The sequence below is a fragment of the Nostoc sp. ChiVER01 genome (assembly GCF_034531155.1).
Lineage (GTDB): Bacteria > Cyanobacteriota > Cyanobacteriia > Cyanobacteriales > Nostocaceae > Nostoc.
Map to the genome: position 1 here is coordinate 1 of NZ_JAVRBS010000014.1, position 24,112 is coordinate 24,112.

The window sequence follows — 24,112 nt, forward strand, 5'->3', positions numbered from 1 at the left end:
TGAACTCGGAAGTTGAGCCTTTGAACTCGGAAGTTGAGCCTCTGAACTCGGACGTTGAGCCTTTGAACTCGGAAGTTGAGCCTTTGAACTCGGACGTTGAGCCTCTGAACTCGGACGTTGGTTTAAAAGCCCTGCATCAAAACCCATACCACTCCTGCCGCTACTAGAGGCACGCTGAGGTTATCTGTACCGTGGGGTGAGACTGCCTCTGCTAAAGTAGCGAAAGTAGCAGTTATTACCGCCGTCAATAGGGCCCATGCTAAACTAAAAGGTTTTGCTAGGGGACTCAGCGAGGAACCTGGTAGCAGCAACAGCACCAAGAAAATGACTACTGAACTCACTACAAACATTGCTGCTGAACCTTCCCAAGAACGCACAGAATTTCCCACTTGGTATTTATGCTGCCCGAAGCGCCTACCGATTAATGCTGCTAGTGCATCACCCCAGGTCATCGCCATTATCCCAGCAACAGCGATCGCAACGCTATCTACTGGCCCATCTGGTCGCCACAGTAGCCCGAAAAGCAGTGTTACTGAGATAGCGAAATAAACTGTACCAGGTGAGCTATCCTGGGTATCCATTGCGCCGATGATTCGGTGGCGGTAAAACAAGTAGTTAAGTCCGATAAAGGTAGCAAAAGGTATAATTCCGATTTCCCAGTGCTTAAACAGTAGCAGGACACCAAAAACCCACATCCCTGCACCAATATGGATTACCTTGCGGGTCAAATCTGGCTTCACACCAAACAGCCTGCGTAGTCCCTCGCCAAGAACAAGCAGACCAATAGCGTAAATATAAGAAATTGCTAGTCCGATAAAATCATTGTTTGTCATTAGTCATTAGTCATTAGTCATTAGTCATTAGTCATTGGGAAAGAGGAGGCAGAAGACAGAAGTTGTTTAATTTTGAATTTTGAATTGATTTCTTCCCCTGCCCCTGTTCCTTCACTTAGGTCGATCGCTATTTCGTCTAAGGTTCTTTTCTATTAACGAAGCACTACCAATACCTTGAAGAATACCACGACCGATTAAACCTAAACCTCTACCAATTATTTGTGTAAGAATAAAGACTATACCGCTACCTGCAAAAGCTAATAGTGATTTTAAACGCGGTGTGATCGCATCACTAAATTCTAAAACTAATGTCACTACTAAAGGAATATTAGAAAGTTTTACTAATTCCTGATTTCGAGGAGCATAAACTGATGTATTGGCAATCCCACGAGGTGCAATTACAAATAGTTCATAGCGACTTTCAAAAACGGCTTTTGGCTCATTTATATAATTTTTTAGTCTATATTTCCACGACAAATTATTTCTAAATCTTTCAATCTCTCTTGTAGAAATCAATTGCTGTCCATAAAAGTTTTGTTTAATCACCTCTACATCTGCTAAAGAATTTAACAGTGGTTGCACTACCCCATTCGCTACCTGAATCAACAAGTTCTCTAAAATCATTAATGCTTGAGACTTAGCTTCAGCACTGATTACTGGATAGGATGTATTATCAATGTTCAATTCTATTTGAAACATTAAATAGGAATATAATTCGCAAACTAACGGAATTTTATTAAGAATATCTCTTTGGACAACTTCTATACTTGGTAATAAATAATTAACAATCTCTATATTTCTATTTTCCAATTTTATCCGAGAAAATTTCCCAAAAAAATCTGTAATTGCTGCTTGCCATAGCTCACTTAGTAATCTAACTTTTACCTCATATAATTGATTTATATCTATTTGAGAAGCGCGTAATTCATCCAACTGTTCAGCTAGTTTTTGCAGGATAAGATAAAGTAATTCTCGTTTTTTATCTTCACGAAATATATCAATTTCTAAAGGTATATCTGTGACATTTCGTAAAGAAAATTGAAGTTTGGTAACACAAGATGCAAATAATGCAGATTGTAGTGTTCCCGGACTAAGTAAAGGTGACATTTGCCTTTGTTGAATGGCACTACTCAACCAAGGATTTATAGGCGGCTCATCAGCAACGGGAATATCTTCTTCTTGCTTTTCTTGTGATGAAACCAACAACCGATTTAGCAACCAACGAGCCGCTAGCAGTTCTCGCCTCTGTCCAGCTAGAATTGCTCGATCTAATACTGGTAGCCCGGGAACTTGTAATTGCGCTGTTACTGCGGCTAGAGTAGCTTCAATGTGAGCAATTCCTGACAAACGTAAATTATTTCGCAGTTTATAAAAAGGGAGTGGGGAGTGGGCAGAGACACGACTAATCGCGTCTGTACAGGAGTTAGGAGTTGTGATTGCTTGGGTGTCTTGGAACCAATAGTCACCACCATCTGCAACTTCTTGCATGGCGGCGACTAATTCAGGAAGTGGTATACCTTTAGGGCAGTAGCCATTAATACCAACAGATTTGGCAGCCAATAGCAGTCCTTGTTCTTGGATAGAACTGAGAAATAAAATTGGCAGGTTGGGATATAAGGCTCTGAGTTGCCGACAGAATTGTAAACCTAGCTGTTGACTGGTGGTGGAGCGACCATTACCGAATTCCAAAACCACCAAATTGACTTGATTTGGGTCTTCTTGGGCAATTTCTGCTAAAATCTGCAAGGCAGTAGTATAATTTTCTACTACTCCTGTGACTTCTAGGTTAGGAATTGCTTCTAGAGCTACCCGTAATCCCAGACGAAAAATTGGGTCTTGGTCGATTAACAATAATTTTAAAGGGCGATCGCTCATAGTCTACTCAGTTACACAAGCACTGTTTTTTACCAATCAGAAAACAACTTTGATACAAAACTTTGTCTTCCCCATTGTTACCTGTTTTCGCAAACTGATAAATCGATCATAATTGCCTTATGCAGCCGTCACTGTGTAATTAAATGAACTTGAGTATTCGCCATTGGTTGGCAGAACGCTATATCGCAATCAATCAAATCAAAGGATTTTCGGCTGGACAATTGGCAGGTATTGCCTACCGAATTGTTCAGGATATGGAAGTCAAAAGCTTGATGCCTTTTGATATTTGTACTTTGGTAGAGGTTTTAGAACTGCCCTTAGCTATTGTTTGGGAAGAAATCAATTTCATTTCCCAGTTGACAGAAAACCTGTTACGTAGCCTCAGCCAAAAAAAACCTTTAAAACGTAACGAAGGCACATGGCTAGCTTTTCAAATTGGCTATCTCCAAGCTTTGCAAGCAATTATAGAGCAGGAAACAAGCCTGCAAAGACCGTGGCTAGACCGGGCAAGTATACCCATCCCGAAGGAGGAAATGGGTAAACTTACTCTCCAAGATCCACAACTGCAAGGGTTACTAAAAACTCTCAGTCCAGGTAAATTAACTGATACTCAAGCTGAACAAGCACTGTCTTTGGTTGCCGACTCATTACTGGTGCAACAAATAAATAACGCTGCCATAGCTTGGTTAGTTGCCAATGGTGTAGAGGAACCTGAAGCTAAACTCCTAACACAGCGTTTGCTCAACTCACTTCCTGGTCACTTACTGGTAGTCGTTACTGAGAATGCTGCACCTTTAGCGCAGCTACAAAAATTTTTTCGTTTAGGGATTTCATTATCTCCCAGTTTGATCGCCCCAGAAGTAGGTTCTATAGCCACTGAGAAAATTGATTTGCAGCGAGAACATTATCGGGCAAGTTTGATTAAAAGCCTCAGTATACCTTTGCTGATAGAATCCTTTGCCCTCAACGATATTTATGTTGCACAAAAAGGCTTACCAATAGAGGAAAATATTTCTGAGCAGGATAAAAAAACTGTTAAGCCAGTTGATTTAAAAACATGGGCGCAGCAACAGCTAGCTGATTTAGAAACGATCGCACTAATTGAGTCGGAACCTGGTTATGGAAAAACTAGCTTTTGTCAACTCTGGGCAGCACAGATAGCAGAAGAATTTTACCCTAATTGGATGCCTATAGTAATTAGGTTACGGGATGTAACTTATGGTAAAACTTTTATCGAAACTCTAAATTCTGCCTTTAGTGTTAATCTTTCAACTTGGTTAGAGCAAGAAAATCTCCCTTGTTTGTTACTGTTGGATGGTTTAGATGAACTTCCCCCTTCTGCTCATGGGATAAGGGCAAAAGCAATTTTTATTCAGCAATTACTGAATTTTCAATCTAAGCACCGACACAAAATTTTCTTAACGAGTCGATCAACGACATTACAAGAAATTGCTCCAGAGATCCCGTTGCAATTGAAGCAAATTATCATTCAGCCGTTGGATGCAGAGGAACTAAAACAATGGTTTCAGCAATGGACAAAAGTGCAATCTTTAGCGATCGCTCAAAATTTCTTTACATTCTTAAAACAGGCAGGGTTATTTGCTAGTCAATCAAAGTTAAAAGAATTTTCTGCCCTTATCCGTCAACCTCTAATGCTGCATTTGTTGGGCATTTTACACCGAGAGGGACTGCTAGATGATGAACTATTACACTTAGCTGCTAATAACCCAAAGTCTTCTCTGTTATGGGAAATTCATCATCGCCTGAGTCGATGGTTGTTGGGCTATCCGTTAACTGGCGGTATTAAAACGATGCTACTACGCTCAGGATTGGCTCATATTCACCGGACTCCAGAAGCGATCGCTAATTTACTCGCTAATCGTCATCCTCAAGATTTACTTGAGCAGATGCAAGCGATCGCTCTGAAAATTTTACACTCACAACGTCATCAAATTAGTTTGCCTGAGGAAGCAAATACTCTACCAGAGTTTTATTTTAAAATTCGGTATTTAGAAAGTGCAGCAAAAACTAGTTTAATTGAGTTTTCGCATATTAAGTTAGGAGAATATCTTTGTGCTGAGGCTATAACTGCTGAGTTGAAATTATTGACTCAGTGCCAAGATGAGGTTTATGGCACGCTTACTTTTGTGGTTGATTCTCCTAGTGGTGTAGCCCAGCATATTTACAATTTACTGGGTTACGGGATACTTAGCCAAGAAATTGAGAAATTGGCGATGCCTGCGGCGGGCTGCGCCTACGCAATTTTACGCCGAGAGCAAAAGCAGAAGTTTTCTTTTGAAGTTTTGTTCCAACGGCTTTTGTCCTTCTGGCGTGCTTACTGTCAAGGCTATTGGTTAGATGAAGGTATAGCCCATAAAGCTTTGAGTCATTTTCACACACTGAAAAACCCGGTGAATGTTGAGCAGGTGAATGCTGCTGTGGGACTGAATGTGTTTTTATTGCTTTGTGCTTGCTCCCGAGAAACAAAACTTCCCTTTTGTCCTTGTGGGAATCCAATCAATTTGGCAGAATTCAATCCAGAGGCTTTAAGTGCGCTGATTGCTAGAACAAGCCTTTTGAATAAAAATGCCTTCGCAACTCGAATTAAGTCTCTAGCTGGACTCGATTTATCAGGAGCCTCTCTGTTACAAGTAATGTTAACTGGGGTAAGTCTTGAGCAGACAAACTTATCAAATGCGGAGTTAATCGGAGCGAATTTGGCAGGAGCGAATTTGCAACAGGCTAACCTCACAGGTGCAAACTTAACAGGCGCAAACCTTACAGGTGCAAATCTTCAACAGGCAAATCTTACAGGCGCAAACCTTCAACAGGCCAATCTTACAGGCGCAAACCTTAATTCTGCTAATCTTACTAACGCCTGCTTATTTGATGCCATTCTCACTGAGACTGATAAAAAATTAGTCAGCGATAATAATGCTTCCTTCTCCCAAGAGTCGTTTCAAAAATTTAAGTATTCGCCATCACAACAGCCTTTCTTAAGTACCGTCAAAATTGCGACAAACACAGATAATAATTGGAACAAACCCCCTGCGATCGGACTAATTGAAAGCTCTGAAGGCACAATTTTACCAGAAGATTTATATGATGATGTCGATGATGAAACAATTTTTGGTAATAATTTTATTGGGGAATAGGGCATTGGGCATGGGAAAGAGGACTTGGGGACTCTTGAGAATTGGGGACAAGGGGAAAGACTTGTTGGAAGCTCTAAACTTTTGTCCCCTTGTCCCCTTGTCCCCCCTGCTCCCCCTGCTCCCTCTGCTCCCCCTGCTCCCCCTGCCCCCCCTGCCCCCTACTCCTCTTGCGGGTTACGGTAGCCAATAAAGTTAATACTGTAGTCAGTAATTCGCACTCCTGTTTCTTCTTCAATTTTGCGGATTAACTCTTCTGGGAGTTCTACATGAACATCAAGAATTTGATTTGTATCTATACAATTTACATGACTGTGAGAATCACTGATATTGCCATACAAACGCCCATCACAGCGTTCAATACATTCAATAATGCCCTGACTGGATAATGCTTCTAAATTTTGATAAACAGAAGTATGACCGATATCTTTACCTTGTTGGTTCAAGCGATCATAAATCTCTCTAGCAGAAAGATGTTCATTTGCTTGCCAAAGTAATTCTAGAATAAAACGGCGCTGGCGGCTGACACGCATACCTAATATTTGGCACTGCTCAAGCGCATCTTCTAAAGAACGAATTGGTTTTGTAGAAATTGTTTGTTTTTGCATATTACAGCTTCTTAACTGTTGAGGGAATTTTCCCGTTTAAATGTTTATTGCTTATTTAATATATGCAATGATATTGCACACACTTTTTCTACCTGTGCTTGTGTTTTGGCTTTTGATGCTGCGGAAGTTACAGGTTGCGATAATGATTTTTTTGCTTATTGACGGCTACTTTGTCAGACCTTAATCTAAAACAAACTCATTACAACTTTAACTTAAAATTGCTGTAAATGTCCACCTTGGAAAAGGTAACGCCTGCCCCAAGTAGGCTAATTTTAATGTCACACCATGTTAATCGTGTAGTAATTTTTTAGTTCAAGGCAAGTATTTATCGCTATTACAAAAGTAACATTTAACTTTATAAATTCAGTGTACATGAGTGACGTAGGCGTAAACCGCCGCAGTTATCACCATCAGCTCATATCAAGGCTAGCAACTAAATGTATATTTGTTATAACCAGCGAAAACTAAGCAAAAGTATCAAATAAATTAGAGAAGGTCAGACTTGTGTAGGTTGACCAAATTATCAACAAATAAAGTATTAGTAAATACTAATTTATTTCTAGAGGTCAATCTAGCGTCAATACCTGAAAGCTGCTACTGTAGATTGTCGATCCTACAGTTGAGCATCAAAAAAGTGGCTGCTGAATCAAAGACAATCGCGATCGCACTCAATAATGACTTCATTAACAATCTGGATCTGTCGCCTGCGTCAACGGTGATTGAACAACTGCTGCAAGATGGGGCCGCATCCCATGAACAGCAGCTACGCTTTGATATCAATTATGAACTCGAACCTGGCGATCCACGGGAACTCTCAGAAATTCCAGAGGTGCGGCTATGGTTTATACGCCTAGATGCCAAATACCCGTGGCTACCATTTTTATTAGATTGGAAAGCTGGAGAATTTGCTCGTTATAGCGCCATGCTTGTGCCACACCAGTTCAGTTCCAAAGAAGGCATTCAGTACAATCCTGAAGCCTTAGAAATATTTTTGATGCACAAAATCTTTATTTTAGGTGATTGGCTCAAACAACAAAACATCCCCAGCCTCTCACGCCTCAAGTCGATGGCCCAAATGCTGGGTTATGAATTAGAGGATGCTTTTTTTGAGATATTTTAATAAGAATTCAGGTGCCAGGAGCCAGAATTCAGAATTCGGTTAAGCGACTGGTGGATAGCGCAGCATCTCATAGAGAACGTCTTGATTCTGACTTCTGTATTCTTCTGAATAACCGCAAAATCTAGCTGTCACCTCTAGGTTTTGCGGTCATTCAACAAACGCATAACTATATTGGAATATCCAATAGACTAATTGCAGAAATTGAGACAAACTGCTGGTTTAGCCGCCCCAAATTTTCTCCAAAACTGCATTTGGTGAAACATCCGCCGTTTTTCCTGTGGGGGATTTAATGGCCAGGAATTTTTCGTTTTTCGGCAACAACTCCGTTGGATCAGTGGGCCCAAATAGGGCGATGGTATAGGTTTGGACTGCAACACTCAGTTGTAGTGCCGCACTATCAGTGGACAACATCAGATTTGCCCCGGCAATCATGGCAGCTAACTTACCAATATCATCTGGGGCAGTCACCTTGATATCTGGAGAAGACCCCAGAAGCGATCGCACAAACTGCTCATCGTCAACTCCCTTAATGACTACCACAGGCAGATCCGGTTGCTTATCTTGGAAGTTTTGAATAATTTGGTGCCACTTCTGGACAGGGTAGATTTTATCCAGTTCTTTAGCCTGGGATAACTGGCCAGAACCGCCATGAATCAAGATATAACCTGTTTCATGAACCCCTAAACGTTTTTGTTCCTTTTCTGCCCAGTCAATATCTGTTTTTGGTACATTTACAGCTAATTCTGGGACAGGGGTTTTTATGCTTAATGGTTGCAGCAAATCATGATATACTGCCGCCGCATACTGTGATGGTTTAAATGGCACAGCGTTGCTAAGAAAAACCGCTCCTTTGCCTTGGTAGCCAATGCGTGTGGGAATTCCCGTCAACCAGACTAAAAGACCCATCAACCAATTTTGCTTAACAGCAATGGCAATATCGTATTCGCGATCGCGAATTGTTCCCACCAAGTTACCCCAATCTGCCAGACTGTTACGGTCTTGAAAATCAAAGGCCAGTACCTCGTGAACTGACTTGCTCACTCGATAGGCAGCCTTTGACCGGGGTTCAACAACGACATCTATCTGAGCGTTAGGGTAATTGCGCTTGAGGTCATCTAGAGTCGGAAAAAAGAGAATTTGGTCGCCAATTCCGCCAGGTACAAGGGCTACTACTCGCATAATATTTATTGACGCTTACTCGCTCCCTATTTTAGGGGAAAATATATAGCTTAAAGATTGAGGAATTCTGTGTATTTACTAATTCCAGCTGCGGGAACCGGAAAAAGAATGGGTAGTAACCGCAATAAACTCCTGCTAGTCGTGCGATCGCAACCAATTATTGCCTGGACTTTATTAGCCGCAGAAGCCGCCAGTACAATCAGTTGGATCGGAATTATTTCTCAGCCTACGGATTGGCCAGACTTCAACGCAATTCTCGCCGATCTAAAGCTGACTAAACCAGTTGAATTGATTACAGGTGGTTCCACCCGCCAAGAATCTGTTTACAACGGCTTGCAGGCGCTACCAGTAGCCGCAGAACAAGTGTTAATTCATGATGGGGCTAGATGCCTGGCCACACCAGATTTATTTAACTCTTGTGCCCAAGCCATTCGCCATTGTCCCGGTTTAATTGCTGCTGTACCCGTTAAAGACACCATCAAAGTTGTCGATGAACAAGGCATAATTCAAAAAACACCCGACAGACGGCAATTATGGGCGGCACAAACTCCCCAAGGATTTGATGTCAAGTTGTTGAAACAGTGTCACGCTGAAGGTGTCCGTCAAGGTTGGGAAGTAACTGACGACGCAGCTCTATTTGAAAAATGTGGTATTGAAGTGCGAATTGTCGAGGGAGAAGAGACAAATTTAAAAGTGACAACTCCCCAAGATTTAGCGATCGCAGAATTTATTCTCACAAGTAGAGGGATTGGGGATTAGAAGTTGGGGAGTGCGGGATGAGGGGGATGAGGGAGCAGGGGAGGCAGGGGAGCAGAGGGGACAAGGTGACAAAAGTTTAGAGCTTCCAACAAGTCTTTCCCCTTGTCCCCAATTCTCAAGAGTCCCCAAGTCCTCTTTCCCATGCCCAATACCCAATTTGAGAATATCAAACAATATTTTGACAATTTACGATATAATGCCACACACTTGTTGATTGTTAGTTGTCATGTACTAATGACCAATGACAAATGACTAATGACCAATGACAAATGACTAATAACTAAATGATTACAGCCACAGCGACAAAGATAGAAGCAATTCTGTATTTAAAGGGTAAACCCTTGTCGCTCGGCGAAATTGCCGAGTATGCCGCGTGCGATCGCGCCACTGTCAAAGAAGGCATAATTGAACTAATGGACAACTATGCCCACCGAGATAGCGCCCTAGAGGTAGTAGAAACTCCAGATGGTTACAGTTTGCAACTACGGTCTGATTTTCATGACTTAGTGCAAACTATGATACCAGTAGAATTGGGTGTAGGTGCATTGCGAACTTTAGCTGCGATCGCCCTTAATAGTCCCATACTCCAGAGTGACTTGATTAACCTGCGCGGTTCAGGAGTATATCAGCACGTTCCAGAACTTGTAGAACTTGGTTTCATCCGCAAGCGTCGAGACAGCGATTCTCGCTCTTATTCACTCCAAGTAACCCCAAAATTTCATCAATATTTCCAAATCGAACAACTCCCCCAAATACTTTCTACTAGCCAGAAGGAAGAACAACTAGAACTAGAACTGGAGGGAGTGGGGAGTGGGGAGTAGGGAGCAGGGGAGCAGGGGGGCAGGGGGGCAGGGGAGCAGGGGAGCAGGGGAGAGTTCAATGTGCCAAGTTCAATCCCCTCTGCCCCTCTGCTCCCCACTCCCCACTCCCCTCCTCTTGACTTATACCTATGGTGAATGCGCTACCCTTGTACTATGGTTTAAAGTGGAGTTAGCAATTAAGCTAAATAAAACTGCCAATGGTGTTTAATCCTGACTTTTTAAATGACAACTCTGAGGAACACCCTAATCAACTTCTTTCAGACCACTCTGAGCAATACCCCAATCAGCTACTCAAATATCTACAGCATCAGTCTCCTGATGTTTTAGCCAGGATTGCTCAGTCCGCCAGCCCCGAAATTAAACAAATCATCTCGCAAAATGTCCAAGGGCTTGTGGGAATGCTCCCGCCAGAAAACTTTAACGTGCAAATTACAACAGATCGGGAGAATTTAGCTGGGCTTCTAGCGTCGGCCATGATGACAGGGTATTTTCTGCGCCAGATGGAACAAAGAATGCAGTTAGAGCATTTGTCTAATGATTCATAATCAATAGTCAGTAGTCAAATATTCTGGGACTATTGACCAAATAATTACTAATGACGCTCGTGGACTCGCTACCGCTGCGCTAACGTAATTCGTAATTCGTAATTAAAAAGGTTACAGCAGCCCACACTGAATTAAAAATTTAGTGGTTAACAAGACATTTGTGGAGAGTTCAAGCTTCCACTGACAGCGACGCGCTTTCTGGTGTCCGCAAGCGTCTTGCAACTACGAATTACGAATTATCTTGACTACTTCCTTTCAGGATAAGCTCCTGATTGTACTTTGAAGGTTTGAATTTTACCGCTACGGTTGACTTCGATCGCTAAAATGTCCCCAACTGTGCTGGACTCTACGAGCTTCTGGACTTGGGCTGAGGTTTTGACTGGTTTACCGTTAACTTTTTGTATCACGTCTCCAGGAAGCAGTCCTCCACGCTTGGCTGGGGAATCCTCTGTGACTTCTTTAATTACAATCCCAGCTTCCTGCTGAATGTTGATCTGATTTTCTTGATTAATCTGCTGTTTTCTGATCGGAGAAAGGTCTGCCATTTCAATACCCAAAAAGGGATGTTGTACACGCCCTTTGGTAAAAAGTTCATTAGCGATGCGAGCGGCAGTTTCGATAGGGATAGCAAAACCGAGTCCTTGAGCATCAGCGCGGATGGCAGTGTTAACACCAATCACTTCACCTTGGGCGTTTAACAAGGGGCCACCAGAATTACCAGGGTTAATTGCGGCATCAGTTTGGATAAAGCTGACTCGTTTATCTGGTACACCGACTTGAGTACTGGTGCGATCTGTAGCGCTGACGATGCCGATAGTGACAGTATTATCTAAACCAAGAGGATTACCAATAGCGATCGCCCATTGTCCTGGTATTAAGTTTTGCGAATTGCCTAATTTCACAGTCGGTAAATGATCCGCTTTTATTTTTACCACCGCCACATCTGTCACCGAATCAACTCCTACCACCTTCCCTTCTAGACTTCGACCATCCTTGAGGGTGACTTGTACTGTATCTGTATCAGCTACGACATGAGCGTTAGTGAGTAATTCTCCATCTTGGCTCAAAATAAATCCCGATCCTGTACCGCGCTCAATGCGTTCTTGGGGAATTGGTTGCTCATCCTCCCCAAAGAATCGCCGCAAGAGGGGATTTTTCAAGGCGTCAGAGATAGGATTAGCGACTTTGCGAGTGGCATTAATTCGCACCACAGCCGGGCCAACTTTTTGCACTGCCGTCGCAATAAAATTCACATTATCGCCCCCAGTAGCCCCAACCGCTCCGTTAGAAGAATTTGGCACTACAGATTCTGGAGGCGAAGCCATTGTTACATTTCTTAACTGCTGGAACGAAGAGTTTTTGAGCAGGAGATAGCGACTGCCTAAGAAACCTGCACCACAGCCAAACACCAGTAAAAATATATAAACCGCCAGTTGCTTTAAGGATAACTTCATAATCATTCTGCTTAAGGACAGAAATGCAGTTGCTAATTTCTAAGTGTAGTCAAGCTAACGGCAAGTGGACAGATCAATTTAGGAGGAATTAGGGATTGGGCAGAAGAGGCAAAGGGGCAGGGGGCAGGGAGCAGAGGGGCAGAGGGGATTGAACTTGGCACATTGAACTCTCCCCTGCTCCCTCATCCCCCACTTCCTACTCCCCACTCCCCACTTTTCCCATCTAAAATTTAAAGTTAATGCGCTCTTTACCTGTATACATGACTTTACCCTTCCGTCAACTGATTCTCTGTAGCTTAGTTAGCGCCTTGAGCTTAGTATCCATATTGCCAAACATCAACAGCGCCAAAGCTGCTGTGGGTGGTTGCCCAACTCCAGCCCTATCTCGCTTCCAACGCCATAAAGTTGTTCGTGGCGAAACTTTAGAGAGCATAGCCCAGCGCTACAATCTGATACCTACAACTATTATCGGCATGAATCCAGCTTTGCAGAGCGGTGCGAGCGTAGGCGTTGGTAGTGTACTTCAGATTCCTCCCTACAATGGGATTGTCGTCGAAGTGCCTCGTGGTCAAACTTGGCGACAAGTGGCAGCAAAATACAAAGTTCGTGCTGATAGCCTTTTTGAGGTGAATGGCTGCCAACAAGACCCCAGAATTGTGTTTGTTCCAGGGGTAAATTGGTCACCCAATGGTGTTGTAACGAAGTCCCCTATACCTACTGATGCAGGTACACTAAACCGTGCATCTTTGTCTGGCTATCCTTTGGGGGAAGTGGCAAATGTGGGATTAGCTTACGGCTGGCAAATTAATCCTGCTACAGGTGAAGTTTTCTTCCACAGTGGTGTTGATTTATTAGCACCAGTTGGTACAAATGTGCTAGCGATCGCGCCTGGAACCGTAGCCTTTGCTAATGATCAAGGTTCATACGGCAAGTTAGTCATTATTAACCACAGTGGCGGACTCCAAAGCCGCTATGCCCAGCTTGACAGTATCAAGGTTACTGTCGGTCAACAAGTAAAAAAAGGAGACTTACTGGGAACAGTAGGAACTAGTGGAAAACCAAGTTCCAGTCAACCGCACCTCCATTTTGAAGTGCGTTCTAGCTCATCTCTGGGTTGGGTAGCAGAAGATCCAAAGGGTTATTTGAAAAAATGAGGGAATGGGGAGTAGGGAGAGCAGGGGGGGCAGGGGAGACAAGGGGACAAGGGGACAAGGTGACAAAAGTTTAGAGCCTTCCAACAAGTCTTTCCCCTTGTCCCCAATTCTCCTTGTCCCCAAGTCCTCTTCCCCATGCTCTATGCCCAATTCCCAAATTCGCTAGATTTTATGATGTGCATTCCTGCCTCTGCAAACCTTGCAAATGCTGCATCTGCCTGTTCTGTGTAGTCCACAACACCAGGAACAACAACAGGAGAAGTGCAATCTTCTAGCAAATAGATTTTTTGAGCAAGGGTAGCATCTACCTGTTTAATTTCTGTTAATAAATCGTCAATTGTCCAGGCAACACAGTGACTTTTAGCTTGACCACCAATAATTACTGCATCATATTCTAAAAGTTGTTTAATCAGGCGCGTGTTTTTTAAAGCAAGTGGACGTTGCTCAAAATCTTCTAACACCTCTGGACGCAAGATGGAATAGTTTTCTGTTAAGGGATTTTCACCTTTAATTTCAAATTGCGTCTGACTCTGACGAGCAATTGCGTGAAAAAATATCGCTTCTTCTACTGATGAAACTAAAGCATGACCAATACCACCCAACATAGAATGATAAGGCCAAACTGTCAGGGGATATTTACCGTCTTGACTTAGTTGCTTAACGTAATGGTCAGTATGTTTTTTTAATAATTCATAATCCCCATTAGTAACAGTATCAGCAACTGCTGGGTTGACTTTCCAAATACCTTGTTCAATATCTGCTAGGGTGATGCTAGTCGCTGCCGGAGTGGGATGTTCTGCCGCAGCGTTTACCCAAAAGATCGGATGGAAGATTTGCGTTGCTGTGTGGGTGTCCAGGGTGGGTACAATTTTTGTAATTACTCCCAAATTTTGATATATAAATTCACATAACCTGACGTTATCATCCACAGCCCCTTTTCCAGATTTTCCACCTACAAATAATTCAAATTCAGGTATACAGAAGGTGTTTTGGACATCAATTAATAGTAGGCAAATCCGGTTTTTATCTAAAGATGCAGGTTTGATATCGTGTTGTTTTGCCCAGATTTCAGCTTCGACAGCACGTTCTTGGTAAGGTACGCGCCAGACTTTGCCGACTTCTTCAGGGTTAAAGTGTGAGGGAATTAGTAGTTGGGGTGTTATTTGGGTGTTCATAATTACAGTCACTTTTATTCTGTAATAACATTTATAAATTTAATAGCAAAGCTTAATGAAGTTATCGCTCTCATCCAAACTTTGCAACATTTGAATTTAATCCTACTCGTCAACAAAAAGAACCTCAACTTCTTAAAGAAGTTGGGGTTCTGAGCCTTTGCCAGATGTAACTTACCTGCTCATTATCTTTATTACCTCGTCGGAACTTTCAAGCCTCGACGCTCAAGGATTTGCCGCACCTCTGGGCTAGGAGTGTAGTTATAGCCGTAGGAGGAGTTCTCTGTGTCATCCATAATTTGAGGTGTGAGTAATACAATTACCTCATTGCGCTGGTTCTGTCTGTTTGTACTTCTAAATAGCGAACCAATTAGTGGAAGATCACCCAAAATAGGAATCTTGGAGATAGAAGTCCGGTCTGTGTCTTGAATAATACCTGAGAGAATCAGCGTCTGACCATCTCTCAAGCGAATCGAGCCAGAATTAAGAGAGCGCTCCGATACCAAGAATATTTGTTGGCTACCACCTCCTCCAACGTTGATAGTAGCTGGAGCTTGGGGTGCTTTAACAACGGGGGCTACCGATAGAGAGACAAAACCATTGTCGTCAATTCGTTCAACTTTAACAGCTAGGGTTAAACCTACTCGATCTTTATCTGCTGTAATCGTTTCTGTAGCAAGATTCGCATCGCGAACTATTTCCCTTTTAATATTGCCTACCACTTCCTGAGTCAGGTTGACATTAGCGGTTTGACCTTCTTGAACAATTAACGTCGGGTCTGTCAAAATCTTGGCGTTACCATTTGTAATCTGAGCTTGCAAACTAGTGAGAAGACGTTTTGGGAACTGGTAAATAGACGGCAAGCTATATGTATATTGAGCAGGGGTTTGGCCAGTTACTTGATTACTAAATTGAGTTGGCGCACCAGTAACTGGGTCAAACTGAGTTGGGACAGATGTAATTGTTCCTGGAGTTCCTGCGGTAAATGATGAAAGTCCTGGTTGCGTTGGGTTAGAGCTTACACCAGCACTAGCTACTCCTGTGGTTGGATTTTGTGGGTCAAGAAAAATATTTGCGCTACTAAGTGGATTAGCGGTTGTAGGTGTACTAGTCACACTGGTTGATGCTTCGGCTCTTGTAGCAGGTCTGGAACCACCAAAATTTAGAGATGCTGCACCGCCATCATTTGTAAAGTAGTTGTTACCAACCCCAAAGGAAAAACTGGTGTTGTAATCTTGCGTATTCAAGAGGTTAACATCGATAATCTTGACGTTGACTACTACTTGACGACGGCGTATATCAAGCTGAGTTAGTTGAGCCATCGCCATCTCAACTAGCCGGGGAGGGCCAATCAAGGTTAGAGCATTTGTGCGCTCATCCCCTAATGCCTGTAAACCTCTCAATAATGGGTTAGAGTCTGTAAAAGTAACACGTTGAGTTTCAACTCTGCTTTCTGTAGTGGTCTGAGTTTGGGTGATGGGCGTAGCTCCAGCCCCAACAGGTACAGCATTAACGCTGGTAACTTGTCGTTCGCGGCTGATGGCACTTTCTGCTCCTAAGCCAACCAAAAAGTTGATGGCAACTCCTACTGATACTTGATTGAGTCGCAGGCTACGCATAACCATGTCACGCGTTGCATTAGGTAGTTTAGCCCCTACAAAAACTGTGCGATTACTGCGGTTAGCTTCTAGACCACTCAAGCGCAAAACGTAGTTAAACACATCTTGCACTGGCTCGTTTTCTATATCTAAAGAGATTGTTTGAGAGGTTGCTTGTGCAGCAGCGCCAGCTTGTTGACCTTCCACGTAAGCCAAGTTCAAATTAGCAGCACGGGCAAGTAGTGACAAAACCTCACGCACTGGCGCATCTCGCAGCACTAAACGCGGTACACGTTCTTGAGTTCCTAAGTCAATGGTGCTAGGAGAAGCATCAGTATTAGAAATGGCGATATCTCCTACGGGTGGGGCAACGGCTCTAGGTAAAAAAGGTGGAGCCTGACTCACAGGTTGACCTGGCCCAGCAGGTTGTGCAGGTTGTCCGTCAATGGTGACTTCCGGGTTGGGAACAAGAACCCCTGGCTTTTGACCAGGTTGGGCTGGAGTCGTAGCAGGCGGTGCTGTGAAAGTTTGTGCTGCTGGCGTTGGTGTTGATGCTATAGTGCCTGACGATGGGCTAAAGCTGAGTGTAATTCCATTTTGCGATCGCACCACAGGTTGACTGCTAGGTGTATTATTACTCCCTGTTACCGTCACCCGGACGCTATTGGCATCAAGCTGATTAACCTCAACAGATGCAATTCCTGGTGCTGGGCTATCTTGACGAAAACTCTTACCTTGTGGTAATCGTAATTGAGTATTGATAATATCTGCGACTAAAGCGTTGCCTCTTTTTGTAGTGAAAACTTGGGGGCGCGACGCTGAAGAAGTTTTCAAAGCAACATTAATTCCACCATTAACTGGATTTAACTGGACATTAGTAATTTGACTAATTTGTGCCCAAACTGGTTGAGCTGCCAAAAATACAAAAGCGGCAGTACCTAATATAAAACTATTACCGTGAAGCTGTTTCACAGTTCATTCCTCACCTTATAAAACCTTGTTTACAAACAATTCTGAGAAGTTGAGAAAAAGTAGTTAGGAGTGAATAGTTAGGAGTTAGGAATGATAATTTGTAATTCTTAACTCCTGTACAGACGCGATTAATCGCGTCTCTACTTTTTCGGAGCAGTTTTAGCTGCGGCTGCGGCTGCTGCGGCTATTTCTTCTGGAGTAAGTGGCATCAATACCTGTAACTGGAATGATGTGTTAATCGTTGCTGGGCCAACCTGCACCGGCGTTTTATCCAATGGGGATCTTGACTCTACTGGAGCCAAAGTTGATTGATAGTCTTTAACTATTAACAAAGGCTGTAAACGCTCAATGTTACGAATTATCGATTGTGTTTGCTCATAAGTTCCTGTAATTTCGGCATTGATACTGCTGCGTTGCAGCTTACCGTCAACCTGTAGCCCTAAAGTTCCATCGGTAATTGGTTCTGGTTTTTGAGAAACTGGCACAAATTTTTTTAGTTTGGCTCTCACTGCATTAACAGAAGTTGGAGTACTACCAGACTCTATTAAACGGTTCACATCCAACAGCAATGTATCTAAGCTTTTTTCGTTAGCGAATAAACCTAAAACCTGAACTTTTTGCTGTTTTGCCTGTGCTAGCTCGTCTTTAACTTTGCCAATTTCTTTGATACTGGCTTTTTTTTGCTCAATTTGCCCTTGCAATTCAGAGCTTTTAGCTTGCTGTTGCTGATAGCTTTCCAAAGCTGGCATGAGCAGGTTTAATAATATATAACCTGCTCCTGCTAAACCAATTAGCCCCACTAAAATCCCAATAATTTTTGGTGTGAAGGCAATACCAAATAGCACGGGGGATGCTGGTGTTTCCTGCTCGAATTCCCCACCTTGTTCGCCAAAATTTAAATCATCACTCAGCGTCATTTTGAAATGACTCCTGTTTGTTGGATACTACGAATTCGAGTTACTAACCCCACTGTGCCTTTTTTTTCCAACTCCCGGATTAATTCTGAAGCTGGAACATCATTCATAGTTGATTGGATAGTGTATTCAACTACTTGCGGTAGCTTAATTGTTACACCACTAGCAGGTTGACTCACACCTGGAGCTAAGGGAGCATCTACTAACGTTGCTGTCACAATTCTGCTTTCTGTGGGCTTCAAGAATTGAGACTGTTGTAGACTCAACAAAAAATCATTGACATCGTTAAAAGAACGAGCCAATCCAGTAATTTCTAACCCTCCGGCGGGATTGCTTGCTGGCTTCCCTTCCGCAGCCGGAATGGGTGGGGTTTGCTTGATGGTCTTAATTTGCACTGCTGCTGGAATGCGATCGCGCAAATCTTGCAGCATTGCTGACCAAGGTCGAATTTGGTCAAATACAGTAACTAAAGCTTGGGTTTCCCCTTTAATCGCTTTCGTCTCGTCTTTGATTTTATTAATATTTCCTATTTCTGTATCTAACCTCTTGCTTTCTTGGTCTAGTTGGGCAATTTGACCATCTAATTCAACAATCTTTCCTTGCAATAACAAGTAACCAATTCCCAATAAAGCTGGAAGAGTTACACCTACTCCAACTCCTACATACAGCAGTGTCAAATCCCCCGTAGGAAACTTTAGGGATATTCCTCCCGATCTCTCAGGTTTTTTCTGATATGCTGGGCGATCTTTAAGAAAGTTAACATCTAGGCTGTACATTTTGTTACACCTCCCGCATTCCTAAACCAAGTGCGATCGCCAAACCAGAGCGTTGCACCTGTGGATATTTATCAGTGTCAACTTCTAAGGACAGAGCTACGATTGGATCTATTTGAGTAGTTGGCAAGCTCAATCGTTGGGTAAAGAACTCATCTAGCTGTTGGAGTCCACCTCCTGGGCCAGCTAATATAATCTGTGCTACTTCCAAATTTTCACTTTGATTAAGGTAAAAATCGATGGAACGGCGCAGTTCATCAGTTAGTTCTCCCAATACTCTCAATATGGCTGCCATACCAGGATTGATTTCAGTAACCCCAGTTTTGCCGCCATCTAGAGAAGTTTGGGGAATCACCATACCGTGTAACAGTTCCATATCTCGTGATGTGGGTAAGCTCATTGCCCTTGCTAAGGCAGTTTGCATTTGATAAGTCCCAATTGGGACTGTGCGCGAAAATTGTGGCACTCCGTTAACGATGATGGCGATTTCTGTACTGTCGAACTCTATATCAACTAGTACTGCTGCTTCTTGCGGCCCAAATTGTCGCAATTGCTCACGAATAGTCCGAATCAAAGCAAAACTGTTAATTTCTAAAACATCGATTTGTAATCCTGCCTGCTCGAATGTACTGATATAGGTATCCGTTATCTCCTTACGAGTGGCAACTAGAAGTACGTGTACTTTTTCAATGCCATCTTCATCTACAAAGTACCCAAGTTTCTGATAATCTACATCAGCCTCTTCACGAGGATAGGGTAAATATAGACCTGCTTCATGGTTGAGAACCATTTCTCGCAGTTCTTTATCATCTAACTCTGCTGGCACTGGTATGATCCGAACGATGGAATCTCGCCCTGGTACACCAGTGGCAACCCGAGAAGTTTTGATTTTGCTCTCAGTTAGCGCCTGCTGGATTAATTGCGCCATTGCTGCGGGATCGGTAATTTGACCATCGGTAACTACGCCTTCTGGAACTGCTACCGATGTAAATGTTTCTAGCTTCAAGCCTTGACCCTGCTTGCGTAGCTGAACTACATTCACCCTTTCAGGAGCAAGTTCGATGCCGACCCCTTTTTTTGATTTGCCAAACAGACTTTTGAAGCTTTTTACCACAGTTGTGCCCGATGGACTGCTAAATTTAATTGGGCATTGGGCATTGGTTATTGGGTATTGGGTATTAAAAAAACTTTTCTCTAGTCCCCAGTCCCCAGTCCCTAGTCCTTAGTCCCTAGTCGCCTCTATTACTGTTAATTTATTTAGCCTAGAATCTCGACAATTCTGATCTAAGCTTTTCACACTGAGCAAGCGTAAAAATACTGGGAAAATGATTCAATTACGAAAATTTAAACAACTTGTTGCTTTTACACTACTTGGCTTATTAACCAGTTGGATTGTAAGTTGCAGCACAAGTAATGTTGGTACAGGTACAAAACAGGCTACTTCAGGGGCGGCAACTATTGAGTTTTGGACGATGCAACTCCAACCTCAATTTACCGACTACTTCAAAAACCTAATTGCGAATTTTGAATCGCAAAATCCAGGTATAAAGATTAACTGGGTTGATGTACCCTGGGCGGCGATGGAGAACAAAATATTAACAGCTGTCTCCGCAAAAACGCCACCTGATGTAGTTAACCTGAATCCGGGTTTTGCTTCCCAACTTGCTGGACGAAATGCCTGGTTAGATTTAGATGCAAAAGTCCCAAAGGATGTACGTTCCTCCTATCTACCGAATATCTGGCAATCTTCTACGCTTAATGGCAAGAGTTTTGGGATTCCCTGGTATCTCACCACACGGCTAACCATTTATAACACCGATTTATTAAAACAGGCAGGTATCAATAAACCGCCTGCAACCTACGCAGAATTGGCACAAGCAGCGCAACAAATTAAAGATAAAACTGGCAAATATGCCTTTTTTGTGACTTTCGTACCACAAGATTCTGGTGAAGTGCTGGAATCTTTTGTGCAAATGGGAGTCACTTTAATAGATGCTCAGGGAAAAGCGGCGTTTAATTCGGCACCAGGTAAGGCAGCGTTTCAGTATTGGGTAGACTTGTATAAAAAAGGCTTACTTCCTAAAGAAGTTTTGACGCAAGGACATCGCCACGCGATCGATTTATACCAATCTGGAGAGACTGCGTTTCTAGCTTCTGGGCCAGAGTTTCTGAAAACGATCGCTAATAATGCCCCGAAAATTGCTCAAGCTACAGGAATAGCACCTCAACTCACTGGTGACACAGGCAAGAAAAATGTCGCGGTGATGAATATGGTTATTCCCCGCGATAGCAAACAACCAGACGCTTCTGTTAAGTTTGCTTTATTTGTCACCAATGACGAAAATCAGTTAGCCTTTGCTAAAGCTGCAAATGTCTTACCTTCTACAATCAAGGCATTATCTGATACTTACTTTACAAATGTTCCAGCTAATGCTTCAACAATAGAAAAAGCCCGAGTTATGAGTGCTAAAGAATTGTCAAAGGCAGAAATATTAACTCCTACTTTGAAGGATTTCAACAAACTGCAAAAGGCAGTTTACGAAAACTTGCAAGCAGCAATGTTAGGGCAAAAGACTGTAGATAAAGCTGTAGAAGATGCGGCGCAGGAGTGGAACAATGCTAGGAGTTAGTAGACAAACGAAATAATGGATGTAGGACTTAGGCAAGTTGCGTAAGTCCTGAGGGTGTCTTGGACAAACTACGCTTGCACCACAAAATTTAATGCCGTAAGAGTTGGCGCACCAGTTAGAGTCGCAAATAGACCACCGCTACCAAAACCAGCCGCGCTGCCATTAGGGTTGTAGAACAACTGCCCACTCACAGGATCGTAGACAATTGTTGCCCTGCTAGTCCCTGCTGAAGAAGTGATTTCAAAATCACTGTTGTTACTAAAACTTGCTCCCGCAGTTGAAGCAATCGCACTAAAAGTAGTTTTATCAAGGATAATTTGATCACCTTGGGAACTCTTAAAGTCAGCGATCGCATCTACACCAACACCACTTAGGGCAAAAGCAGCATCAGTGTTGTAAATAAATTTGTCAGCACCCGTACCACCTGTGAGTACGTCATTGCCAGCACCGCCAACCAGAGTATCATTGCCGAATCCACCAGTGAGAGTATCATTACCTGACCCACCTCGCAACAGGTCATTACCACCGAAGCCATTAATAATGTCGTTACCAGCATTGCCGTCGATGATGTTGTTGCTGTCTGTGCCGACAAGAGTATCTTTACCAGCAGTTCCCGTTAGGTTAATGGTACTGGTTTTGCCTATATTCTTCCCACCAAATATCACGTAGCTTTGCCCAGCCGAACTGTTGTCGTTGGGGGAGGCACGGAATGCCCCGATAATCAGGTCAGCGATGCCATCTGAGTTGACATCACCAGCACTGCTGACAGAATAGCCTGACCTGTCCAATAAACTGATGCCATTGATAATGAAGCCGTTAGCGCCATTAAGGTCAGAGAGGTTGAAAGTGGCGCTCCATCCTGTCCTCTTGCCAAATACCACGTAGCTCTGCCCAGATAAGTAGCCATTGGGAGATGCACTGTCTGCCGCGATAATCAGGTCGTCGATACCATCGGAGTTGACATCTCCGGCACTGCTAACAGAAAAGCCTAAAAAGTCACTTTCATTTATGGCGTTAATAGCGAAGCCGTTAGCACCGTTAAGGTCAGAGAGGTTGAAAGTGGCGCTCCATCCTGTCCTCTTGCCAAATACCACGTAGCTCTGCCCAGATAAGTAGCCATTGGGGTCGGCACCGTCTGCCCCGATAATCAGGTCGTCGATACCATCGGAGTTGACATCTCCAGCACTGCTGACAGAAACGCCTGATTCGTCACCTTCATTGATGCCGTTGATCGCGAAGCCGTTAGCACCGTTAAGGTCAGAGAGGTTGAGAGTGGCGCTCCATCCTGTTTTCTTACCAAATACCACGTAGCTTTGCCCTGAATTGTAGCCGTTGGGGTCGGCTTTCTGTGCCCCGATAATCAGGTCAGCGATGCCGTCGGAGTTGACATCTCCGGCACTGCTGACAGAAAAGCCTGACGAGTCTTCCGCCGCGATGCCGTTGATTGCGAAGCCGTTAGCGCCGTTGAGGTCAGAGAGGTTGAGAGTGGCGCTCCATCCTGTTTTCTTGCCAAATACTACGTAGCTTTGCCCAGAATCGTCGCCGTTGGAGTCGGCACGGTATGCTCCGATAATCAAGTCAGCGATGCCGTCGGAGTTGACATCTCCGGCACTGCTGACAGAACGGCCTAAAATGTCATCCGCCGCTATGCCGTTGATAGCAAAGCCGTTAGCGCCGTTGAGGTCAGAGAGGTTGAGAGTGGCGCTCCATCCTGTCCTCTTGCCAAATACTACGTAGCCCTGCCCTGATTTGATGCCGTTGGGGTCGGCAAAGAATGCCCCGATAATCAGGTCGTCGATACCATCGGAGTTGACATCTCCGGCACTACTGACAGAAGAGCCTGATGTGTCATCTTCATTGATGCCGTTGATCGCGAAGCCATTAGCGCCGTTGAGGTCAGAGAGGTTGAGAGTGGCGCTCCATCCTGTCTTCTTGCCAAATACCACGTAGCTTTGCCCTGAATCGTCGCCGTTGGGGTCGGCACCGAACGCCCCAATAATCAGGTCAGCGATGCCGTCGGAGTTGACATCTCCAGCACTACTGACAGAAACGCCTGATCTGTCACCTTCATTGATACCGTTGATAGCAAAGCCATTAGCGCCGTTGAGGTCAGAAAGATTCAATGATGAATTAACCATGATTTTCATTGGTAATACTTATATGCAGGCAACATGCAAGCTACGTAATTCGTAATTAGGAAATTTAATCACGAATTACAAGGCTTACAATTACCAGTTGTATTGATAGCGGTCTTTTGGTGTCAGCTAGTCAACGGCTGATTTTTTGTAATAAAAATTAGTTAATTAACCGTTAAATAGCTTAAATCTTTTGATGAATATCTAAACCTTGTCAATAGGCTGGGTGTTATTCTCGCAAGGCACCAGGCAGCTATGCTGGAGGCACTTACAGCAGATTTAAACTTCTCTTCTTAGCCTATGCCAACGTGAGGTACAGAAATACCCCACCCGCGCTATCGCGCATTTTCAAAAATAAATGGTATTACTATCTCAACTTTGAACATTTGCTGCAAATGTTATTCCATGTATAAGAAAG

General features: G+C 43.4%; 18 protein-coding genes. 7 read left to right on the forward strand and 11 right to left on the reverse strand.

Going from position 1 to position 24,112, the window contains the following annotated elements; translation table 11 throughout:
- Positions 1-122 precede the first annotated feature (122 nt).
- Both RMY00_RS18755 and RMY00_RS18760 read right to left on the reverse strand, forming a co-directional pair.
- Positions 123-833: a phosphatidate cytidylyltransferase gene (locus RMY00_RS18755; protein ID WP_322648979.1), complete on the reverse strand. Its 711-nt coding sequence runs from the start codon at positions 831-833 to the stop codon at positions 123-125.
- Between the two features lie 111 nt (positions 834-944).
- Positions 945-2,708 carry a DUF3685 domain-containing protein gene (locus RMY00_RS18760; RefSeq protein ID WP_322648980.1) on the reverse strand — a complete coding sequence of 588 codons (1,764 nt, stop codon included), beginning with the start codon at positions 2,706-2,708 and terminating at the stop codon, positions 945-947.
- A gap of 143 nt (positions 2,709-2,851) precedes the next feature.
- On the opposite strand from RMY00_RS18760, the gene RMY00_RS18765 reads away from it, so the two are divergent.
- Positions 2,852-5,863 (forward strand): pentapeptide repeat-containing protein, encoded by a 3,012-nt coding sequence (locus RMY00_RS18765; RefSeq protein ID WP_322648981.1) that lies wholly within the window; start codon positions 2,852-2,854, stop codon positions 5,861-5,863.
- A gap of 158 nt (positions 5,864-6,021) precedes the next feature.
- On the opposite strand, the gene RMY00_RS18770 is transcribed toward RMY00_RS18765, so the two are convergent.
- Entirely contained in the window at positions 6,022-6,468 is a 447-nt protein-coding gene (locus RMY00_RS18770) for a Fur family transcriptional regulator (RefSeq protein WP_322648982.1), read from the reverse strand.
- A 634-nt stretch (positions 6,469-7,102) separates the two neighbouring features.
- On the opposite strand from RMY00_RS18770, the gene RMY00_RS18775 reads away from it, so the two are divergent.
- Positions 7,103-7,588: a CRR6 family NdhI maturation factor gene (locus RMY00_RS18775; RefSeq protein WP_322648983.1), complete on the forward strand. Its 486-nt coding sequence runs from the start codon at positions 7,103-7,105 to the stop codon at positions 7,586-7,588.
- Positions 7,589-7,807: 219 nt separating this feature from the next.
- Here RMY00_RS18775 and RMY00_RS18780 read toward each other — a convergent pair whose 3' ends face one another.
- Positions 7,808-8,767, reverse strand: coding sequence for a glycosyltransferase family 9 protein (locus RMY00_RS18780; RefSeq protein WP_322648984.1), 960 nt, complete (start codon positions 8,765-8,767; stop codon positions 7,808-7,810).
- Between the two features lie 69 nt (positions 8,768-8,836).
- On the opposite strand from RMY00_RS18780, the gene ispD reads away from it, so the two are divergent.
- From ispD to RMY00_RS18795, 3 genes are all read left to right on the forward strand, one after another.
- The gene (gene ispD, locus RMY00_RS18785; protein WP_322648985.1) at positions 8,837-9,526 is read left to right on the forward strand and encodes a 2-C-methyl-D-erythritol 4-phosphate cytidylyltransferase; all 690 of its coding nucleotides are present in this window, start codon (positions 8,837-8,839) and stop codon (positions 9,524-9,526) included.
- A gap of 284 nt (positions 9,527-9,810) precedes the next feature.
- Complete coding sequence (scpB, locus tag RMY00_RS18790) at positions 9,811-10,347, forward strand: SMC-Scp complex subunit ScpB (protein WP_109009187.1); 537 nt, start codon at positions 9,811-9,813, stop codon at positions 10,345-10,347.
- 197 nt (positions 10,348-10,544) lie between these two features.
- Complete coding sequence (locus RMY00_RS18795) at positions 10,545-10,892, forward strand: DUF760 domain-containing protein (protein WP_322648986.1); 348 nt, start codon at positions 10,545-10,547, stop codon at positions 10,890-10,892.
- A gap of 245 nt (positions 10,893-11,137) precedes the next feature.
- On the opposite strand, the gene RMY00_RS18800 is transcribed toward RMY00_RS18795, so the two are convergent.
- Positions 11,138-12,346, reverse strand: a complete 1,209-nt coding sequence (locus tag RMY00_RS18800; RefSeq protein WP_322648987.1) for an HhoA/HhoB/HtrA family serine endopeptidase — start codon at positions 12,344-12,346, stop codon at positions 11,138-11,140.
- 260 nt (positions 12,347-12,606) lie between these two features.
- Between RMY00_RS18800 and RMY00_RS18805 the strand changes: the two genes are divergently transcribed.
- A complete protein-coding gene (locus RMY00_RS18805; protein ID WP_322649129.1) occupies positions 12,607-13,500 on the forward strand; it encodes a M23 family metallopeptidase in 894 nt (297 codons plus the stop codon).
- A 140-nt stretch (positions 13,501-13,640) separates the two neighbouring features.
- On the opposite strand, the gene RMY00_RS18810 is transcribed toward RMY00_RS18805, so the two are convergent.
- The 5 genes from RMY00_RS18810 to RMY00_RS18830 all read right to left on the reverse strand — a co-directional run bounded on the left by RMY00_RS18810 (position 13,641) and on the right by RMY00_RS18830 (position 20,043).
- Positions 13,641-14,675 (reverse strand): cysteine hydrolase family protein, encoded by a 1,035-nt coding sequence (locus RMY00_RS18810; RefSeq protein ID WP_322648988.1) that lies wholly within the window; start codon positions 14,673-14,675, stop codon positions 13,641-13,643.
- Positions 14,676-14,866: 191 nt separating this feature from the next.
- Positions 14,867-17,242, reverse strand: coding sequence for an AMIN domain-containing protein (locus RMY00_RS18815; protein ID WP_322648989.1), 2,376 nt, complete (start codon positions 17,240-17,242; stop codon positions 14,867-14,869).
- A gap of 140 nt (positions 17,243-17,382) precedes the next feature.
- Complete coding sequence (locus RMY00_RS18820) at positions 17,383-18,159, reverse strand: pilus assembly protein PilO (protein WP_322648990.1); 777 nt, start codon at positions 18,157-18,159, stop codon at positions 17,383-17,385.
- Entirely contained in the window at positions 18,156-18,932 is a 777-nt protein-coding gene (locus RMY00_RS18825) for a PilN domain-containing protein (RefSeq protein ID WP_322648991.1), read from the reverse strand. Before RMY00_RS18825 ends, RMY00_RS18820 begins: the two co-directional genes overlap by 4 nt.
- Positions 18,933-18,936: 4 nt before the next feature.
- Positions 18,937-20,043, reverse strand: coding sequence for a type IV pilus biogenesis protein PilM (locus RMY00_RS18830; protein WP_322648992.1), 1,107 nt, complete (start codon positions 20,041-20,043; stop codon positions 18,937-18,939).
- A 211-nt stretch (positions 20,044-20,254) separates the two neighbouring features.
- On the opposite strand from RMY00_RS18830, the gene RMY00_RS18835 reads away from it, so the two are divergent.
- Positions 20,255-21,559: a sugar ABC transporter substrate-binding protein gene (locus RMY00_RS18835; protein WP_322648993.1), complete on the forward strand. Its 1,305-nt coding sequence runs from the start codon at positions 20,255-20,257 to the stop codon at positions 21,557-21,559.
- Positions 21,560-21,627: 68 nt separating this feature from the next.
- Here the strand turns inward: RMY00_RS18835 and RMY00_RS18840 are convergent, their stop codons facing one another.
- Positions 21,628-23,697, reverse strand: coding sequence for a hypothetical protein (locus RMY00_RS18840; RefSeq protein WP_322648994.1), 2,070 nt, complete (start codon positions 23,695-23,697; stop codon positions 21,628-21,630).
- Positions 23,698-24,112 lie beyond the last annotated feature (415 nt).

Excerpts from the sequence above, each read along its gene's own strand:
- RMY00_RS18825 (WP_322648991.1), bottom strand. The coding sequence starts at position 18,932 with ATGTACAGCCTAGATGTTAACTTTCTTAAAGATCGCCCAGCATATCAG.
- RMY00_RS18795 (WP_322648986.1), top strand. The coding sequence starts at position 10,545 with ATGGTGTTTAATCCTGACTTTTTAAATGACAACTCTGAGGAACACCCT.
- RMY00_RS18810 (WP_322648988.1), bottom strand. The coding sequence starts at position 14,675 with ATGAACACCCAAATAACACCCCAACTACTAATTCCCTCACACTTTAAC.
- RMY00_RS18770 (WP_322648982.1), bottom strand. The coding sequence starts at position 6,468 with ATGCAAAAACAAACAATTTCTACAAAACCAATTCGTTCTTTAGAAGAT.
- RMY00_RS18755 (WP_322648979.1), bottom strand. The coding sequence starts at position 833 with ATGACAAACAATGATTTTATCGGACTAGCAATTTCTTATATTTACGCT.
- RMY00_RS18760 (WP_322648980.1), bottom strand. The coding sequence starts at position 2,708 with ATGAGCGATCGCCCTTTAAAATTATTGTTAATCGACCAAGACCCAATT.
- RMY00_RS18805 (WP_322649129.1), top strand. The coding sequence starts at position 12,607 with ATGACTTTACCCTTCCGTCAACTGATTCTCTGTAGCTTAGTTAGCGCC.
- scpB (WP_109009187.1), top strand. The coding sequence starts at position 9,811 with ATGATTACAGCCACAGCGACAAAGATAGAAGCAATTCTGTATTTAAAG.
- RMY00_RS18765 (WP_322648981.1), top strand. The coding sequence starts at position 2,852 with ATGAACTTGAGTATTCGCCATTGGTTGGCAGAACGCTATATCGCAATC.
- RMY00_RS18800 (WP_322648987.1), bottom strand. The coding sequence starts at position 12,346 with ATGAAGTTATCCTTAAAGCAACTGGCGGTTTATATATTTTTACTGGTG.
- RMY00_RS18840 (WP_322648994.1), bottom strand. The coding sequence starts at position 23,697 with ATGGTTAATTCATCATTGAATCTTTCTGACCTCAACGGCGCTAATGGC.
- RMY00_RS18820 (WP_322648990.1), bottom strand. The coding sequence starts at position 18,159 with ATGACGCTGAGTGATGATTTAAATTTTGGCGAACAAGGTGGGGAATTC.
- RMY00_RS18835 (WP_322648993.1), top strand. The coding sequence starts at position 20,255 with ATGATTCAATTACGAAAATTTAAACAACTTGTTGCTTTTACACTACTT.
- RMY00_RS18780 (WP_322648984.1), bottom strand. The coding sequence starts at position 8,767 with ATGCGAGTAGTAGCCCTTGTACCTGGCGGAATTGGCGACCAAATTCTC.